This window comes from Brevundimonas aveniformis DSM 17977 (assembly GCF_000428765.1).
Lineage (GTDB): Bacteria > Pseudomonadota > Alphaproteobacteria > Caulobacterales > Caulobacteraceae > Brevundimonas > Brevundimonas aveniformis.
This window is the reverse complement of record NZ_KE386797.1, coordinates 177,150-193,920: the sequence shown is the minus strand read 5'-3', so window position 1 is coordinate 193,920 and position 16,771 is coordinate 177,150. Positions and strand designations below refer to the sequence as shown.

Below are 16,771 nucleotides of genomic sequence, written 5' to 3'. Positions count from 1 at the left end.
GAATGGCCTAACTCGTCAGGCTTGGCACCATTTTGAGAGGTCGGCGAGGTTTGGCGGGAGATCCGTACAAGGAGTTGGGCGTGGCGCGGACGGCTTCCAAGGCCGAAATCCGTAAGGCGTTTCACAAGCTGGCCAAGGACCTTCACCCCGATCGAAACCCTGATGACAAGGCGGCAGAAGAGCGGTTCAAACGCGTCACCGCCGCATTCGATCTGCTCGGTGACGAAGAGAAGCGCGCCAAGTTCGACCGGGGTGAGATTGATGCGGATGGGCGCGAGCAGTTTCGCGGCGGGTTTGGCGGTTTCAACGGGCGTCCAGGCGGTCAGCCAGGCGGCGGGTCAGGTCGGTTTGAGGGGGCGGACCTCGACGACATTTTCGATATTTTCGGCAGCATGGGTGGCCGCGCGCGTGGGCCTGCGCGCGGGCAGGACATCAGAGCGCGCATGGAAATCTCGCTTGAAGAGTCCATTGCCGGAGGCACGCGCCGGATTGCCTTTTCCGACGGTCGGACACTGGACGTCTCGATTCCCGTCGGAGCGGCTGATGGCCAGGTTCTGCGCCTGAAGGGCCAGGGCGCGCCGGGTCGACAGGACGGTCCGTCCGGTGATGCCCTGATCGAAATGGTCGTTGCAGATCACCCGGTCTATCGGCGCGAGGGGGCCAATCTGCACATGGATGCACCGATTTCGGTACCGGACGCCGTGCTCGGCGGAAAGGTGACGATCAAGACACCTGACGGTGCCGTGAAGCTGAAAGTGGCCAAGGGGGCCAATTCCGGTCAAGTCATGCGACTCAAGGGTCGGGGGGCCTTTGATGCCCGGACCGGAAAGCGCGGTGATCTGTTGGCCCGATTGATCGTGATGCTGCCAAAGGCACCCGGCGCTGAGCTGGAGGCTTTCGCGGAAACCTGGCGTGAAAAGCGACCCTATACGCCTTAGACACGTTTCGATTGGCACCGGGGCTCACCGAACCGTAAACTGGCCGTTCAGTCCCTGTTCAGAGCCGATGGCGTAGTTCGTGGTCATCATGAAGCGACTTCTCGTTCTGTTTGCCGCCGCAGCGGCTCTGTCGGCCCCAGCCGTCACCTTTGCCGCGCCTGCGGTTTCGGTAGAGGTGTCAGCTCTGAGCTACCAGCAGTTCCGCGCCCGACAGGACGAAGGACAGCGCGTGCCTCTGAGCGACGTGGTGCGCCGTCTGCGGGCCTCGCGTCAGGGTCAGATGCTGGATGCTCAGGCGACCACGCGTGACGGACGCGCCATCTATGTGATTATCTGGGAATATCCGGGCGGTCGAATCGGCAACATCTATGTCGATCAGCGCACCGGCGCGGTTCTCGGAGAAGACTGACACATGCGGATATTGCTGGTCGAGGACGATCCCGACCTTTCGCGCCAACTCAAGGCAGCCTTGGCGGACGCCGGCTATGCGGTTGATCACGCGGGAGATGGCGAAGAGGCCCACTTCCTCGGCGATACCGAACCCTATGACGCAGTCGTGCTGGATCTGGGCCTGCCCAAGATTGACGGCGTGTCGGTGCTGGAACGCTGGCGGCGCGAAGGCCGCAGCACGCCGGTCCTGATCCTGACCGCGCGTAGCGCCTGGTCGGACAAGGTGACGGGTTTCGATGCCGGTGCCGACGACTATCTCACCAAACCCTTCCACACAGAAGAATTGCTGGCGCGCCTGCGAGCCCTGCTGCGGCGCTCGGCCGGTCACGCCACCGCGACCCTGAGCTGCGGGGCTCTGCGGCTTGATCCGCGGGCGGCGCGTGCCAGCGTGGATGGTGAACCGATCCGGCTGACGTCGCTGGAGTATCGTCTGCTACACTATCTGATGATGCACCAGGGTAGGGTGATCAGCCGCACCGAATTGGTCGAACATTTGTACGATCAAGATTTTGATCGGGATTCCAACACCATCGAAGTGTTCGTTGGGCGCGTCCGCAAGAAGATCGGAACTGACCGCATCGAAACAGTGCGCGGCCTGGGTTATCGGCTCACTGCGCTCGAGGGTGAGAGCGACGCATGACGACCGCGCCGGCGATGGAGCCGGCCGTTGTGGCGCGAGGCTCGCTTGCGGGCCGATTGATCTGGCTGGCGGCGACCTGGAGCATCCTGGCGCTGGCCCTGACAGGTCTGGTCCTGACGACCGCCTTTCGCGACACGGCGAACCGGCGGCTCGAAGGTCTGTTGCAGGCCACCGACATTGAAGTTGCGGCCGTGACGAGCGTTCAGGGCGACTATGTCGTGACACCGCCGGTTCAGGATGCTCGCACCCTGCGCGCCTATTCCGGTAAATATTGGTCGGTGGTGGAATCCAATGCCGAAAACGGGTTCGAGGCCCTGACGCGGTCACAGTCCCTGTTTGACTATGGATTGCCACCGCCGACATCGGGCGCGTCGATGATCCTGGCCGCGCCCGGCGAGCCCTACGTCTATGACGCCATAGGGCCGGACGATCAGCCGCTGAGAATCATGGCGGTCGCCCGCACCCTGCCCAATCGTGAGGCACCGGTCATCTTCCTGTCGGCCATTGACCGCAGTGAGGTCGATCAGGACATCTCCAACTTTGCCTTGCTGACTTGGACAGCTCTGGCGGTTCTGGGCGTGGGTTTGATCGCTGCGGTCTTCATCCAGGTGCGCGTTGGTCTGAATCCGCTCTATGCGCTGGGCACAGCGGTTGCGGATGTGCGGCGGGGAAGCCTGCAGAGGTTGAGTGGCACCTATCCGACCGAGATCGCCCCCCTGGCCGAAGAGCTGAATGCCCTGCTGGACCACAATCAGGAGGTGGTCGAACGTCAGCGCACCCACGTCGGTAATCTCGCCCATGCGCTTAAGACACCCCTGGCGGTCATGCTGGCCGAAGCCGATGGCAGCAAGGGCAAGCTGGCGGACACGGTGCGTAAACAGGCCGCGCTGATGAGGGCCCAGGTTGAACACCATCTGCAGCGCGCGCGCGCCGCCGCGCGCGCGCAGCTCACCTATGAGAGGACGGCGGTAGACGAGGTGCTGGACGAGCTGGCGAGCCTTCTGGAACGCGCTTTCCAGTCCAAGAGCATCGAGATCGACTGGCGCTCGCCTGAAGGGCTGGCGTTTCGGGGCGAGCGTCAGGATTTGCAGGAGATCCTGGGCAACCTCCTGGAGAATGCCTGCAAATGGGGACACGCGCGCATTCGCGTGGAGGCCGCGCCGGCCGGGCCGGGTCGGTTGAGCCTGCGGGTCGAGGATGACGGTCCCGGCCTGCCGGCGGACCAGCACCAGGCCGTTCTGAAGCGCGGAACCCGGCTGGATGAAGAAGCGCCCGGCACGGGTCTGGGCCTGTCAATCGTCGATGATCTGGTAAAATCCTACGGCGGTCGCCTGGAACTCGGGCAGTCGGACCTGGGTGGCTTGCGGGTCGACCTTGAATTGCCGGCGACCGGAGGGTGAGAAATCGCCGTTTCGGCGCAAGGTCTTCCTTAACCTAAGCCGCTCATAACGATGTTGCGGACAGGTTTGATCCGCCTCGGGCGAAGGCGATGTCGGGCCTTTCTGATTCCAAACACAGGGCCATGGCGATCCTGATGGATCGCGCGCCTGAAGAGGTGCTCGAGGCCATCGAGGCCAGATTTCACAGCGCCGGACCAGGCCTGGCGGCGGATGTCGCCTCTCTTGCACGCCATGAACGGCTGGAGCGAGCGGTGCTTCGGCAGGTCTTTGGTCCGCTGTTGCCGATGATGGCCGCTCGAGCAGACGGTGTGCCTGCCCCCCAGTTCCCCCGGCGTGTTCCCAAGATGCTGTGGGAGCAGCTTGTGCAGCGCCAGCCGGAAATGGCCGACAAGCTAGTCACCATGGTTCATCTGGACCCGCAGACCGTGGTTCCCGTGACCCTGGCCGACAGTCTTTGCGCCGAGGCAGCTGCCGTCCTGCGTAGCGAAGAACCGGCGCGGCTCGGCCTGGAAAGTCCCGAGCAGGCCGACGATCTGGCGGCCTATTTTGACATGATGCCGATGGCGCGATCCGCCGTGGACCAGGTTCCTGCCTGGCTGGGGCGGCTGGATGGTGGCCAACTCACCGCTCTTCGGCTGACCTTCAAGGATGCCGACGCAATCCGCCCGGACGGAGGGATCCGCCTGATGGAAATCCTGGTCAGCAGGATGCCGCGGGCAGCCGAGGTCATGCGCGTGGTCGCGGCTCTGACCGAGCCGGCAACAGCAGAGTTCATCGACAGCACCGAGATGGCGCACTTTCCAGCCCGGTTGCTGGGCCATGTCGAGGCCGTGTCGGCCCGTGTCGTTCTGGACAGGCCGAGGCTGAGCCGCGAGATGGCGGATCAGGGCGTCCATGATCTGGTGGCGATATCCGACATATTCCGGGAGTTCGACGTCGGCTTTCCCGGCATCAGTGGCGGCAGCTGGACCCGACGCCTGCAGGCTGTGCGCCGGCAACTGACGACCCAGATGGAGGCGGCCTATCGGGCCATGCCCCAGGCGGTCGAAAAGGCCCTGCCGCTTGTCAGCACGAAGCTGGCAGGCCGCATGTCGCGCCTCGTACCCGATCTGACGGCAGAGCCTAGTTCAGACGCCGTCGCCAGGGCGAGCGCGCTGTTGCGCATTCTGGAAGGCACCCGACTGGTCGCCGTTGAACTCGGCTGCGAAGGCGCACGTCGCGCCGCTGCCGATGTCATCGCTGAACGCGTCGATGCCTATGCGGAGGAAGGTCTGCACATGTTGCACGACAACGCTGTGACAGATCCCCAGCGCGCGATCGCGCTGATCACCGTGGCTGCTGAATTCCTCGGGCTTTCGCGTAACGCTGAGGCCGAGGCCCTTGTCCTGCGACGGGCGGCGGTGGCGACCTCGACCCCTGACACGGGCGGCGTGGCGGCGTGATCCTTGGCATGGAGGTGGCGGCAGGTTAAACGCCCGTCGCCATGGCGTTGCTTCCCAAATCTCCCCGGGCCCGTCGGCGGTTCATCTTCATCCTTGTGGCCGCGCCCATTCTTGTTGTTGCCGTTGCCCTGACCCTGTGGGCGATGCGCGAACAGGTCACCTATTTCTATTCACCCAGCGAGGCCGAGCGGTCCGAGATTCAGCCCGGCGTGACGGTCCGTCTGGGCGGCCTGGTGGAAGAAGGCACGGTTGAGGTGCTGCCGGGTGGCCTCAACCGGTTCTCGATAACCGACGGCGGAGCGTCCGTCGTGGTCCAGTATCGCGGCGATCTGCCGGACCTGTTTCGCGAGGGGCAGGGCGTGGTTGTGCAAGGTGCGTTTGATGCAGGCGGTGGCTTCACCGCCAGCCAGGTTCTGGCCAAGCACGACGAAACCTACATGCCGCGCGAAGTTGCCGATGCCCTGAAGCGCGAAGGTCGATGGCAGGAAGGTGAAATGCCGCCCGAAGGCTGATTCATTGCCGAAATTTAGTCCTTTCGCCAAGGTTTCGGCGCATTCGCTCGGCGTTATCTCTGGCCTTGGGATTGCAGGGGTGTTGGCCCTACTATCCCGCTGCGAAACACCCCGGCTGCAGGCGGGGGACAAACAAGGACGCCAGGATCGCCATGATCAAACGCAAGGAATTCATCGCCGGAGCCGCCGTTGGGCTGGCCATCGCCGCAGCAGCGACGGCAGGCGGGGTTCTGGACTGGCCATCAGCGCATGCCCAGCCGATGTCTCCGGCGGATGCCTTGCTGGTGCGGACCCAGGGCCAGCCGGTGTTTCAGCCCCCGCCGGGTGCGCCGATGTCCTTTGCCGACATTGTCGACGCCGTGTCACCGGCGGTTGTCTCGATTGATGTGCGTCAGCGCACTAACACCAACAGCCTTCGCCAGATTCCGGGCTTCGAAGACTTGCCGTTCGACCTTCCGGTGCCGGAAGGCGAAGGCGAGCAGGACCAGGACCAGCCGGAGCAAATGGGCTCGGGCTCTGGCTTCTTCATCTCGGCGGACGGCTATATCGTCACCAACAACCATGTGATCGCCAATGCGGAAGAGATCACGGTCCGCCTGAACGACGAGCGCGAACTGACGGCGACGCTGGTGGGGGCGGACCCCGAGACGGATCTGGCTGTTATCCGGGTCGAGGGCGACAACTTCCCGTTTGTCCGGTTTGAGACGGAAGCCCGCCCGCGCGTCGGCGACTGGGTGCTGGCCATCGGTAATCCGCTGGGTCTGGGTGGGACGGTGACGGCCGGCGTCGTCTCGGCCTACGGGCGCCAGATTGACCAGTCGACCACGCCGTATGTCGACTACATGCAGCTGGATGCCCCGATTAACCGAGGAAACTCGGGAGGGCCGACCTTTGACATCCACGGTCGGGTGATTGGGGTGAACTCGGCCATCTATTCGCCTAACGGCTATTCGGTCGGCATCGGCTTTGCCATTCCGGCGGATGTGGCGGATCGCGTCACCCGCAGCCTGATCGCCGGCGGCGCGGTCCAGCGCGGCTATGTCGGGATTTCGATTGGGCCGGTCACCGAAGAGGTGCGAGAGGCGCTCGGCCTGCCACCGGGCACCGATGGCGCACGGGTCACCAACGTCAATGCCGGGGGACCTGCAGAACGAGGCGGGCTCCATAACGGTGACATTGTCACTGCGGTGGATGGTCAGGACATCGACGACGCCAGTGAACTGACCCGCCACGTCGGTGCGGTGACGGTTGGGGAATCGATCCGGTTTGATGTCCTTCGCAATGGGCGTCGCGAACAGGTGACCATCCGGGCCGCTGCCAGACCGACGGCGGCCGAACTGACGGCCATGAATGCCCTGAACGATGAAATCGACCTGCCGGAAGCGGGAACGGTGGGCGGCGAGCCGGCGCTTGGCCTGGTTCTCAAGCCGCTCGACCGGGATACGCGGGCTCTGTACGGCGTGGCCGAGCATGTGTCGGGCCTGGTCATCACGGATGTACCCCGCGGTACGGTCTTTGCGCGTCGCCGCTTCGAGCCGGGAATTGTCATTACACGGGCAGACAACCGTGAAATTCGGTCTGTGGCGGAGCTGAACCGCATCGTTTCCGACCTGCGCCAGGCGGGCCGGTCCAGCATCCTTCTGGATCTCAATTTCCGCGGGCAACCGACCTTGCAGATCATCGAGCTGGACGATCTGCCGGTGGCCGACGCGGCCCGGGGACGTTAGGCTCAGGGGCGACCAAACGAGGGGGCAAGGGTGCGGATTCTGATCGTCGAGGATGACAAGGAGGCGTCGGCTGTGATGGCCAGGGGCCTGTCTGAGGCCGGCCATGACTGTCTCACCGCTCCCGATGGGGCCTATGGTCTGGAAGCAGCAAATCAGGGCGGTTTCGATGTCCTCGTCGTGGACCGGATGATGCCGCGTCTGGATGGTGTCGGCATGGTCGAAACCTTGCGTCGCCAGGGCGATCAGACGCCGGTTCTGTTCCTGTCGGCCTTGGGTGAGGTCGAGGACCGCGTCACCGGCCTGAAGGCCGGTGCCGATGATTATCTGGTCAAGCCCTACGCCTTCCCTGAGCTGATCGCCCGGATCGAAGCCCTGGCGCGGCGCCGCGAAACCGGATCGGTCCAGACGGTGCTCAAGGTCGGCGACCTGGAAATGAACCTGATCAGTCGCGAGGTGTCGCGCGCCGGCCAGGACATTGACCTGCAGCCGCGTGAGTTCCAGCTCCTGGAGTTCCTTATGCGCAATGCCGGTCAGTCGGTGACGCGCACCATGCTGCTGGAGAAGGTCTGGGAATATCATTTTGACCCTCAGACCAATGTGATCGACGTCCACATCAGCCGGCTGAGATCCAAGATCGACAAGGGCTTTGATCGCCCGATGCTGAGGACCGAGCGCGGGGCGGGATACCGTCTGGAGCCATAGGCCGGTGCGACTGCCCTCTGTCTTTCGTCGCACACCGTTTCGACTGACCCTGTCCTTCCTGGCGCTGTTCGCGCTGGCGGCCAGCGCATTGCTTCTTTACATCTATTTCGCTTCCCGAGCGGAGGCAGAAGGTCGTGCCCAGGCCGGTATCCAGCGTGAACTGGATGCGCTGACAGCCATCTATCGAGAGCGTGGGGCCGACGCCCTGAACGCGGAGCTGATCGACCGCACGTCAAAGGGCGGGCCGTACCTGTTTCTCCTCATGGATCGTCAGGGCCAGCCCCAGACCGGCAACGTCAATGAAAGCCCGATCGTCGGCTATCAGGGCGGTGAACAGTGGGAGTCGTTCCGGCTGTCCGGTGCGGACGCCCAGGGACGGGTGGCGCGTCGCGCCGCCATGGGCGTTCAGTTACAGCTTTCGGGCGGGGAGCTGCTGTTTGTCGGTGAGGACATCGGCGACACCGAACAATACCTCTATCGCCTGTCGATGGTGCTTTGGGGGGCCGCAGGCCTGGTCTTTCTGCTGGGTCTGGGAGGCGGCCTGCTGGTCAGCCGTCAGGTTGAGGGGGCCCTGGGTCGTCTGAACGCCGTTGTTGACGCCGCGCGGTCTGGCGATCTGAAGCCGCGCGTGGCCGTGCTCAATACCGGGGACGAGCTGGATGAGCTGGGTGGTAATCTCAATGCCATGCTGGACCGGCTGGAACAGTCGATGGCCTCGATCCGCCACGCCGGGGATGCCATTGCCCACGACCTGCGCTCGCCGCTGACCCGGATGCGGGCGCGGCTGGAGGTTGCTCTCATCGAGGCGGAAGCCGGCCGTGTTGATGGGCGCGAAGCCCTGGCGTTGGCCCTGGATGAAACAGACGACCTGCTGAAAACGTTCAACGCGGTCCTGTCGATTGCCCGGTTGCAGGCCGCGTCGGACATTCCCGACCCTGAGGTCTTCGACGCGGCGGAACTGGCCACCGACATGGCCGAGCTCTACGACCCTGCTGCCGAGGACAAGTCGCTTGATTTCCAATCCGAGATCGAGCGTGGGCTGGACATACGTGGCAATCGCGCCTTCCTGGCCCAGGCCCTCGCCAACCTGATCGACAACGCCCTGAAATATACGCCCGCCGGTGGGGCCGTGATGCTGCGCGCCCGGCACCGGTCGTCCGGGGAGGTCGAATTCTCTGTCACAGATACGGGGCCAGGCATTGCAGTGGACGACCGGTCTCGCGTTCTCGAACGCTTCGTTCGGTTGGACGACAGCCGATCCGAGAGTGGGGCCGGGCTCGGGCTGTCGCTGGTTCAGGCTGTCGCAGAACTCCACGGCGGGCGGGTCGATATCGATGACGGCCCCGGCGTGATCGACGGATACGGTCCGGGGCTGAGGGTCGCCCTGGTGTTGCCGGTCGCATGAGCGACGTCACCGTCCTCGCCGAATGCCTGAGGCCATGTGGTCCGGTTCTGGAAGGCCATGGGGCCTCGGCCACGCTGGAGGTCTTGCGCGAAGCGGCGCAAACGGACGGCTGGTCGGCTGCCCTGGATCAGGCCTGCGCCGCGCTGCACCCGGTGGTGGCAGCCTCAACCTATCTCTCTGCCCTGGTTCGGCGATGGCCGGATCGGCTGCGCGTGACATTGCAAGCGTCACCCCAGGCCCGCCTGAAAGCCATCCTGACTGAGACGCGCGATCTGACGGGTGGGGCTGATGACGTGCGCGAACCCCTGCGTCTGCTCAAGGCCGAACTGCACCTGCTGACCGCGTTGTGCGACCTGGGCGGGGTATGGGACCTGACACAGGTGACGGCGGCGCTCAGCGATTTTGCCGATGCCTCGTTGCGGACCGGCTTTGCCGCAGTTGCCCATGACAACCGCGCGCTTGGCCGGCTGATTGCGCCGGCGGATCCCGACAATCCGATCCCCGGCCTGTTCGGGCTGGCCATGGGCAAGCACGGTGCCCGCGAACTGAACTATTCCAGCGACATCGATGTCACCTTCTTTCACGAGCGGGAGGTGCTGCAGGCAGCGCTGGCGGAACGCCAGGAGGCCCAGTCGTTTGCGGATCGGGCCGCCGGTGCGGTCGCGCGTCTGCTCAGCGACCGTACCGGCGACGGCTACGTCTTTCGCGTGGATCTGCGCCTGCGTCCCGACCCCTCTTCAACCCCGCCCGTCGTCTCGGCCCAGGCGGCTTTGAACTACTATGAGACGGTCGGTCAGAACTGGGAGAGAGCGGCCTTCATCAAGGCCCGCCCCGTGGTTGGGGATGAGGTCCAGGCGCGCGCGTTTCTCAAGGCGCTGGTCCCATTTGTCTGGCGTCGCAGCCTGGATTTCGCGGCGGTTTCCGATGTCCATTCGATCAAGCGCCAGATCCACGTCCACAAGGCCGATGATCGCCCGACTGCCGCCGGAGCCGATCTGAAGCTGGGTCGCGGCGGCATTCGCGAGATCGAGTTCTTCGCCCAGACCCAACAACTCATCCTGGGGGGGCGCGACCCGTCTCTGCGGTCACCGCGCACCCTCGACGCCTTGTCCGCGCTAGTGGCGGCGGGCCATGTCGATCAGGGCGTCGCCGCCGAGCTGTCCGCTGACTATGAACAACTTCGGGCGCTGGAACACCGGGTCCAGATGCTGGAGGACGAGCAGACCCACACCCTGCCGCTGGAGCCAGATCGGCGACGTTGCGTCGCGGTTCTGGCCGGTGAGAGCGATCTGGCGACCTTTGATCGTGAGGTCGAAGACCTCACATCGCGGGTCAATGTCCGCTACGGGGAGCTGTTTGCCGAGGATGAAGCCCTGTCGTCCGAATTCGGCAGTCTCGTCTTCACCGGCGTCGAAAACGATCCCGAGACGCTTCGGACCCTGTCTCGTATGGGCTTCTCTGAGCCCGATCAAGTCGCCGCGACGATCCGGGGCTGGCACCACGGGCGCATTCTGGCGACCCGTTCGGCCCGTGGCCGCGAGGTCTTCACGCGGTTCGGTCCGCGACTGCTGGAAGCCTGTGCCGCCACAGGTGCGCCGGACGCGGCCTTCCGCCGCTTTGCGCGCTTCTTTGAAGGGTTGAGGGCGGGCGTTCAGGTCCAGTCCCTGTTTCTGGCCCAGCCACGACTATTCCGGCTGATTGTCGACACCCTGGCCTATTCGCCGCGCCTGGCTGAGGTGTTGTCGCATCGCGCTGCGGCGCTCGATGCCATCATGGACCAGGACTTCTTCCTCTCCATTGAGGCCGACAGTGGCATCGTTGGCCAGATCGAGGCCGAGGGGCGCGACGCGGCCGACTATGAGGCCGCCATGAATGCCGTGCGGCGACATCATCGCGAACAGGATTTTCGGATCAGTCTGCAATTGCTGTCAGGCGTGGCTGATCCGGCGCGTGCCGGTGAGGCGTTCTCGGATCTGGCCCAGGCCTGCGTCCGGGCCCTGGCGTTTGCGTCCCTGGCTGAGGTCGAGCGGCTCGGTGGCCGGATGGCGGGCCGAGTGGCGGTTGTGGCCCTCGGCAAGCTGGGTTCGCGAGAAATGTCGGGCGCCTCCGATCTTGATCTGATGACGGTCTTTGCGGCCGACCCCGATGCAGAGTCCGACCTGAAGGGCTGGAGCCCGGATCGCTGGTATGGGCGGTTCACCCAAAGGCTGATCGCGGCCCTGTCGGCACCGACGGCTGAAGGTGGCCTCTATGAGGTCGATATGCGGTTGCGACCCTCCGGGGCGGCGGGGCCGGTGGCCGTCTCGCTCAGGGCCTTCGAAGACTATTACGCGCGCGATGCCGATACCTGGGAGTATCAAGCCTTGACCCGCGCGCGCGTTATCTGGAGCAACGACGCCGGTTTCCAGGACCAGGTCACAACCGCGATCGAGGCCGCCTTGCGCCGGCCACGCGATCGCGCTGCGAGCTTGCACGATGTGTCCGAGATGCGGGCGTTGATGGCGCGTGAGCACAGGCCGTGGAGCTTCTGGGACATGAAGCGCAGTGCCGGCGGATTGATCGATTGTGAGTTCGCCGCCCAGGCCATGCAGCTGGTGGCAGCCGCTGACGGCGGGCCGCTGCGTCCCGAAACCGTTCCGGCGCTGGCGGCACTGGCCGAAGCGGGCTTGATCCCCGGCGAGGCGAGCGCCGTCCTGGCTGAAGCCTGGACCCTCCAGCAGGGACTGGCTCAGCTGTTGAGATCCTCGCTCGGCAAGCGGTCAGACCCCACACTCGAGCCGACCGGCTTTCAGCAGAGGCTGGCCCGGATTGGTGGTGTTGAAACGCTGGAGCAACTGCAGGGTCTGGTTACCGAGGTGCGCGCGCGGGCCCATGCCGCCTTCAAGCAGCTTGTTGGTCCACCCGACGACGGAAATTGACCGGCCGCGCGTTTCACCTTCATCGCCGGCCTGCCCGGCTTGTTGGAGACACATGATGAAAACCCTTTTGATCGGCGGCCTGGCCGCCCTTTCGATCGGCGGCGTGGCCATGGCCCAGGACGGCCAGCGCGGCCCGCGCGCAGCGGATAGCGATGGCGATGGCCGCATCAGCCAGGCTGAGTTTGTGGCCGGTGCCGTGCAACGGTTTGACAACGGCGATGCCAATCGCGACGGCACCCTGACTGCCGACGAAGTTCGAGCCGGCATGGAGGCGCGTCGCAGCGAGCGCCGCGACCAGATGTTTGCGCGCATGGATGCCAACGGCGACGGCTCGATCTCGCGCGCGGAATTCGATGCGCGGCCGCAACGTGGTGGTGATGCTGAACGCGGCGGGCGCGGCGGTGGTCGTCATGGCTGGGGCCGTGGCGGTCGCGGACATCGCGGCGGCGGCGGCGAGATGATGGCCGACGGCGTGACGCGCGCCGAAGCCCAGTCCCGTGCTGAGGCCCGCTTCGCGCGTATGGACAGCAACAATGATGGCTTCCTGACCCAGGAAGATCGTCAGGAGCGTCGCGGTCGTGGCCGGGGCGCCCGGAGCGAGTAGGATCGATGACGGGCGCGGGTCTGCGGGCTTTGGGCGTCCAGGTTGACGTGGAGTGGCTGGTCGCTGGTGACGAACGATCCGGACGAAGATCTGGTTCTGCGGGTAGGGCGTGGCGATGCTGCGGCCGCGCGCGCGCTCGTTGCCGGCAAGCTGCCCCGTATGGTCCGCCTGGCCTATCGAATGCTCGGAGATCTGCAAGCCGCCGAGGACGTGGCCCAGGAAGCCATGCTGCGGGCCTGGAAACAGGCTCCGGCATGGCAGCCCGGAGCAGCCCGGTTCGATACCTGGCTGCACAGGGTCGCCATCAACCTGTGCTACGACCGGCTGCGTCGTCGTCGCGAGGTTCTCAGCGACACCCTGCCCGAGCAGGTCGACGACGGGCCTTCACCGGATCAGGGGTGGATCGATCGCGATCAGTCCCGACAGGTGCAAGCGGCCCTGGCCGCTCTGCCGGAACGACAGAGGGAGGCCGTCGTCCTCTGCCATTTTCAGGAATTGTCGCAAACCGAGGCGGCAGAATTGATGAGTGTCAGCGTCGAGGCGCTGGAGAGTTTGTTGGCGCGAGGACGCCGGGGCCTGAGGACGGCCCTGTCTGATCTCGCACCGGAAAGGATAGGGCGATGACCGTGGGGCTGGAGCGGTTTGAGCAGATCATCGAGGCCTATGGAGCGAACCCGCGCCATTGGCCCGAACAAGAGCGTGCGGCGGCAGAGCATCTGGTCGCCCACAGTGAGGCGGCGCGCGCCATGCTGGCGTCCGCGGCGGAACTGGATGCCTGGCTGGATGCGGCCCTAGACCCGGTGCCTTCGGATCTGTTGGCCCACCGTGTGCTGAAGGCGGCCCCGCGTCCCAACCGGACCTTTGGCTGGGCGTCAGGCGCGGGCTGGGCGGTAGCCGCAGCGGCGGGATTGGTGCTGGGCCTGTCGTGGGGCCAGCAGGTTCAACTGACCAATCAGGCCTATGATGCCCTGGATCAGGCCACGACCTGGAGCGTGGACGAGGCGGAGTATTTCGGATGACGGATCGCGGATTGAAGGTCGCACTGGGGATATCCCTGGCGCTGAATATCTTTGTCATCGGCGCGGTTGCCGGAGGCCTGATCATGGGGGTCCGTGGATTGGATCACAGGCCCAACCGCGAGCGTCCGCCGGTCATCGAGCTGGTGCAGTCGCTCGATGAGGCGGACCGTGCCGAAGCCGAACGGACCCTGCGAGAGTCGGGTCTGGCGGCGCGAGAGGATTTCAATACGGCGCGCCGTTTCCGCGCGGAAGCCATCGCCCTGGCCGGCGCGGAAACGTTTGATCGGCCTGCCGTTGAGGCGGCGCTGGCCCAATCCCGCTCGGCCGAGGCTGAGGGCCGGACGCGTCTGGAGGGGTCCTTGCTGGACCTGATGGGGCAGCTGGATCAGGCGGATCGTGAACGTCTGGCCCCGTCTCTGGCGCGTCGTGGACGGGAGGGTCGTCGTGGCCCCGAGCGTCGGGCGCGGCCAGAGCGTTAGGCGGCCTCTGCCTGATGTGACTTCTGGCTGACCGGCAGGATGACGGTGGCCGTGGTGCCTTCACCCGGCTGGCTGGTGAGTTCGAACCGGCCCTGGTGCATCTCGATCAGCGACTTGGTGAGGGCAAGGCCCAGGCCCGTTCCCTGCGTCGCGCGCGCGTGCTTCGTCTCGACCTGCTCGAACGGCTGAGCCAGTCGCGGCAGATCTTCGGCGGAAATGCCGATGCCGTTGTCCGACACACTGAGGAAGGCCCAACCGCCTTCGACGCCGGCCTTGATCGCGACACGACCGCCGCGTGGCGTGAACTTGATCGCGTTGGACAGCAGGTTCAGCAGAATCTGTTTCAGGGCACGGTAGTCAGCCTGGACCACGGTGTCCGGGCCGATGTCGCTGATCAACTGGATTTCGGATTCCTCGGCACGCCCGCGCATCAGGCGAATTCCGTCTTCGCAAAGATCGGCGAGTTCCAGGCGCTCGTAGTGCATCTGCATTTTGCCGGCCTCGATCTTGGCCATGTCGAGCACGTCGTTGATCAGCGCCAGCAGGTGCTGGCCCGAGTTGAGAATGTCCTGGCAGTATTCCTTGTAGCGAGCATCGCCCAAGGGGCCGAACATCTCTCCCGCCATGATTTCAGAAAAGCCGTTGATGGCATTGAGCGGGGTGCGCAGCTCGTGGCTCATATTCGCCAGGAACTCTGACTTGGCCTGGTTGGCCGCCTCAGCCCGGGTTTTGGCGACTTCATACTTGCGAGCCAGTTCAGACAGTTCGACCTGGTTGGTTTCAAGCTGCTCGACCAGCTTCTCCAGCTCAGCCTCGTTGCGCGCGCGCATCGCTTCCTGACGTTTGACCGCGGTGATGTCGGCTGCTGTCATCACAACTCCGCCGTCAGCCGTTCGGCGTTCGCTGATCTGCAGCCAACGTCCGTCGTGCAGCTCGAACTCCCGCACACCGGCACGGCCATCTTGGGCCGGCCCCTGTGTTTTGATGGCGAGCGAACCGATCTTCATCAGTTCGTCCTTGTGGGCCCCGGCCTTGAGCGCCCGTTCGGCAATGCCAAAGGTGTCGGCGAAGGCGTAGTTGCACAGGATCAGACGGTCCTGGCGATCGAACAGCACAAAGGCGTCCGAGACGCTGTCGATGGCGTCGCGCAGCCGGTTCTCTGCGGCCACGGCGCGGGCCTTGGAGCGCCGCTCGTCGGTAACGTCGATACCGACCCCCACCAGCTGATCATAGCCGTGCGGCTGACGCGGGCCGGACGCCTGGCCGCGCACTTCGATCCAGCGTGCGCGGCGCTGGCCGTGAACGATGCGGAAGGTGGCCTCGAACTGTCCGTAGGCCGCGGCCTGTTTCAGTGCATGCAGCAGGGATTGCTGGTGGTCCTCGGTCAGTAGCCCCAGGATGTCATCGCCGGTCGCGACCGGGCCTTGGGTCCAGCCCAGCATGGCTGCCATTTGATCGGACAGCTGGACGCGATCCTGATTCAGGTCCCACTCCCAGACGCCGCATCGCGCAGCCTCCACCGCCATCATAAAGCGGCGCTCGGTTGCAGCCTGGAGGTTGCGCGCGCGTCCACCCTGCCAGAGCAGCAGGACGGTCAGTAAGGCTCCGAGCGCCAAGGGCCCGAGCAGAATCCAGCTGCTGCCGAGCAGGGATTCCATCGAGGTCGATCCTAATGCCTCGTCGTTCCCGACGAGAACCAACAGATCCGTCTCGCCGACGCGGGCAACGGCGACCCCGAGCTCGACGCCATTGTGACGACCCGCAAGGACGCGTCCATCTTCAGCCGCCGCCGCGACGGTCGCCGGGTCGAGATCGAGGCTGTTTTCCAGAGAGCTGACCGGTTCCATGCCTTGCGTGGCCAAAACGGTTCCGTCCAGGGTGGCCAGAATTCTGATCGCGCTGGAATCGGACTGATCGTCGCCCGATGCCCGAATGAGGGCGGCCATCACCCGATCGGGTGAGATTCGCCGCAGCAGGATGATCTGACCGTCGGGGCCGGTGCGCCAGGCGGTCTGGCGCACCTCTTCGCTGCGTGCGTTGGCAAACGGAGCAGGCCCGCCCTGGCCGGTCACGGCGATGACCTCTCCGGCAGGGCCGAGGACCGCCATCGAAACAGCGTGTTCGCCGGCGACTTCCTGGGCGTGTTCGGCCAGATCCAGCGGGTTCTGGGTTTCCGTCACATCATGGCCGGCGGCGAGGAGCCCAGCAGCGGCGCGGCCGACGCTGGTTTCCAGGGTAACGGCACGATCATTCGCGCTTTCGACCAGGGCCCGGGAAGCCTCCGCTGCATCCGAACGCGGTCTGTCGAGGATTTCGCGGGCATAGACAGCTGAGTAGGCCGCGAGCAACAGGGCTGCGATCAGCACACCGATCCGCAACCAGACAGGCATCAGCGCGGGGCCGGCGCGGCCTCTGCCGTCGCCGGTTCGGCGTCCTGGTTGATTTCCCCTTCGGTCGGGACGCTGCACGCGCCGCTCCCTTTGATTCGCCCGCAAGGAGGAATCCTAACCAGCGTCAGGGATTCGCGCGAGGGCG

The 16,771-nt window shown here is 65.1% G+C and carries 15 protein-coding genes; 14 read left to right on the top strand and 1 reads right to left on the bottom strand.

The genetic code is table 11. From position 1 onward, the window contains the following. The first annotated feature begins 50 nt into the window (after window positions 1–50). From G391_RS0113045 to G391_RS0112980, 14 genes are all read left to right on the top strand, one after another. Window positions 51–938 (top strand): DnaJ C-terminal domain-containing protein, encoded by an 888-nt coding sequence (locus G391_RS0113045; RefSeq protein ID WP_029087907.1) that lies wholly within the window; start codon window positions 51–53, stop codon window positions 936–938. 88 nt (window positions 939–1,026) lie between these two features. After that, a complete protein-coding gene (locus tag G391_RS15325) occupies window positions 1,027–1,347 on the top strand; it encodes a hypothetical protein (RefSeq protein WP_156893962.1) in 321 nt (106 codons plus the stop codon). A 3-nt stretch (window positions 1,348–1,350) separates the two neighbouring features. After that, window positions 1,351–2,028 carry a response regulator transcription factor gene (locus G391_RS0113035; protein ID WP_029087906.1) on the top strand — a complete coding sequence of 226 codons (678 nt, stop codon included), beginning with the start codon at window positions 1,351–1,353 and terminating at the stop codon, window positions 2,026–2,028. Continuing rightward, complete coding sequence (locus G391_RS0113030) at window positions 2,025–3,428, top strand: sensor histidine kinase (RefSeq protein ID WP_245572109.1); 1,404 nt, start codon at window positions 2,025–2,027, stop codon at window positions 3,426–3,428. The genes G391_RS0113035 and G391_RS0113030 overlap by 4 nt, the downstream gene beginning before the upstream one ends. An 89-nt stretch (window positions 3,429–3,517) precedes the next feature. Continuing rightward, window positions 3,518–4,870 carry a hypothetical protein gene (locus G391_RS0113025; RefSeq protein ID WP_156893961.1) on the top strand — a complete coding sequence of 451 codons (1,353 nt, stop codon included), beginning with the start codon at window positions 3,518–3,520 and terminating at the stop codon, window positions 4,868–4,870. Window positions 4,871–4,911: 41 nt separating this feature from the next. Beyond that, window positions 4,912–5,382, top strand: a complete 471-nt coding sequence (ccmE, locus tag G391_RS0113020; RefSeq protein WP_029087903.1) for a cytochrome c maturation protein CcmE — start codon at window positions 4,912–4,914, stop codon at window positions 5,380–5,382. Between the two features lie 152 nt (window positions 5,383–5,534). Then, window positions 5,535–7,109, top strand: a complete 1,575-nt coding sequence (locus G391_RS14920; protein WP_084169257.1) for a trypsin-like peptidase domain-containing protein — start codon at window positions 5,535–5,537, stop codon at window positions 7,107–7,109. A 30-nt stretch (window positions 7,110–7,139) separates the two neighbouring features. Then, complete coding sequence (locus tag G391_RS0113010; protein WP_029087902.1) at window positions 7,140–7,811, top strand: response regulator transcription factor; 672 nt, start codon at window positions 7,140–7,142, stop codon at window positions 7,809–7,811. A 4-nt stretch (window positions 7,812–7,815) separates the two neighbouring features. Next, on the top strand, window positions 7,816–9,216 hold the full coding sequence (locus G391_RS0113005; protein ID WP_029087901.1) for a sensor histidine kinase: 1,401 nt from the start codon (window positions 7,816–7,818) through the stop codon (window positions 9,214–9,216). Then, window positions 9,213–12,134, top strand: a complete 2,922-nt coding sequence (locus tag G391_RS0113000) for a bifunctional [glutamine synthetase] adenylyltransferase/[glutamine synthetase]-adenylyl-L-tyrosine phosphorylase (RefSeq protein ID WP_029087900.1) — start codon at window positions 9,213–9,215, stop codon at window positions 12,132–12,134. Before G391_RS0113005 ends, G391_RS0113000 begins: the two co-directional genes overlap by 4 nt. 55 nt (window positions 12,135–12,189) lie before the next feature. After that, on the top strand, window positions 12,190–12,738 hold the full coding sequence (locus tag G391_RS0112995; RefSeq protein ID WP_169719114.1) for an EF-hand domain-containing protein: 549 nt from the start codon (window positions 12,190–12,192) through the stop codon (window positions 12,736–12,738). A 66-nt stretch (window positions 12,739–12,804) separates the two neighbouring features. Next, window positions 12,805–13,362, top strand: coding sequence for an RNA polymerase sigma factor (locus G391_RS0112990; RefSeq protein WP_425393398.1), 558 nt, complete (start codon window positions 12,805–12,807; stop codon window positions 13,360–13,362). Continuing rightward, on the top strand, window positions 13,359–13,757 hold the full coding sequence (locus G391_RS14915; RefSeq protein WP_051257392.1) for a hypothetical protein: 399 nt from the start codon (window positions 13,359–13,361) through the stop codon (window positions 13,755–13,757). The genes G391_RS0112990 and G391_RS14915 overlap by 4 nt, the downstream gene beginning before the upstream one ends. Continuing rightward, window positions 13,754–14,236 (top strand): periplasmic heavy metal sensor, encoded by a 483-nt coding sequence (locus tag G391_RS0112980; protein WP_029087897.1) that lies wholly within the window; start codon window positions 13,754–13,756, stop codon window positions 14,234–14,236. Before G391_RS14915 ends, G391_RS0112980 begins: the two co-directional genes overlap by 4 nt. On the opposite strand, the gene G391_RS0112975 is transcribed toward G391_RS0112980, so the two are convergent. Then, window positions 14,233–16,626, bottom strand: a complete 2,394-nt coding sequence (locus tag G391_RS0112975; protein ID WP_051257391.1) for a PAS domain-containing sensor histidine kinase — start codon at window positions 16,624–16,626, stop codon at window positions 14,233–14,235. The two genes, G391_RS0112980 and G391_RS0112975, sit on opposite strands and share 4 nt — an antisense overlap. Window positions 16,627–16,771: the final 145 nt, after the last annotated feature.

Excerpts from the sequence above, each read along its gene's own strand:
- G391_RS15325 (WP_156893962.1), top strand. The coding sequence starts at position 1,027 with ATGAAGCGACTTCTCGTTCTGTTTGCCGCCGCAGCGGCTCTGTCGGCC.
- G391_RS0113035 (WP_029087906.1), top strand. The coding sequence starts at position 1,351 with ATGCGGATATTGCTGGTCGAGGACGATCCCGACCTTTCGCGCCAACTC.
- G391_RS0113030 (WP_245572109.1), top strand. The coding sequence starts at position 2,025 with ATGACGACCGCGCCGGCGATGGAGCCGGCCGTTGTGGCGCGAGGCTCG.
- G391_RS0113025 (WP_156893961.1), top strand. The coding sequence starts at position 3,518 with ATGTCGGGCCTTTCTGATTCCAAACACAGGGCCATGGCGATCCTGATG.
- ccmE (WP_029087903.1), top strand. The coding sequence starts at position 4,912 with ATGGCGTTGCTTCCCAAATCTCCCCGGGCCCGTCGGCGGTTCATCTTC.
- G391_RS14920 (WP_084169257.1), top strand. The coding sequence starts at position 5,535 with ATGATCAAACGCAAGGAATTCATCGCCGGAGCCGCCGTTGGGCTGGCC.
- G391_RS0113000 (WP_029087900.1), top strand. The coding sequence starts at position 9,213 with ATGAGCGACGTCACCGTCCTCGCCGAATGCCTGAGGCCATGTGGTCCG.
- G391_RS0112995 (WP_169719114.1), top strand. The coding sequence starts at position 12,190 with ATGAAAACCCTTTTGATCGGCGGCCTGGCCGCCCTTTCGATCGGCGGC.
- G391_RS14915 (WP_051257392.1), top strand. The coding sequence starts at position 13,359 with ATGACCGTGGGGCTGGAGCGGTTTGAGCAGATCATCGAGGCCTATGGA.
- G391_RS0112980 (WP_029087897.1), top strand. The coding sequence starts at position 13,754 with ATGACGGATCGCGGATTGAAGGTCGCACTGGGGATATCCCTGGCGCTG.
- G391_RS0112975 (WP_051257391.1), bottom strand. The coding sequence starts at position 16,626 with ATGCCTGTCTGGTTGCGGATCGGTGTGCTGATCGCAGCCCTGTTGCTC.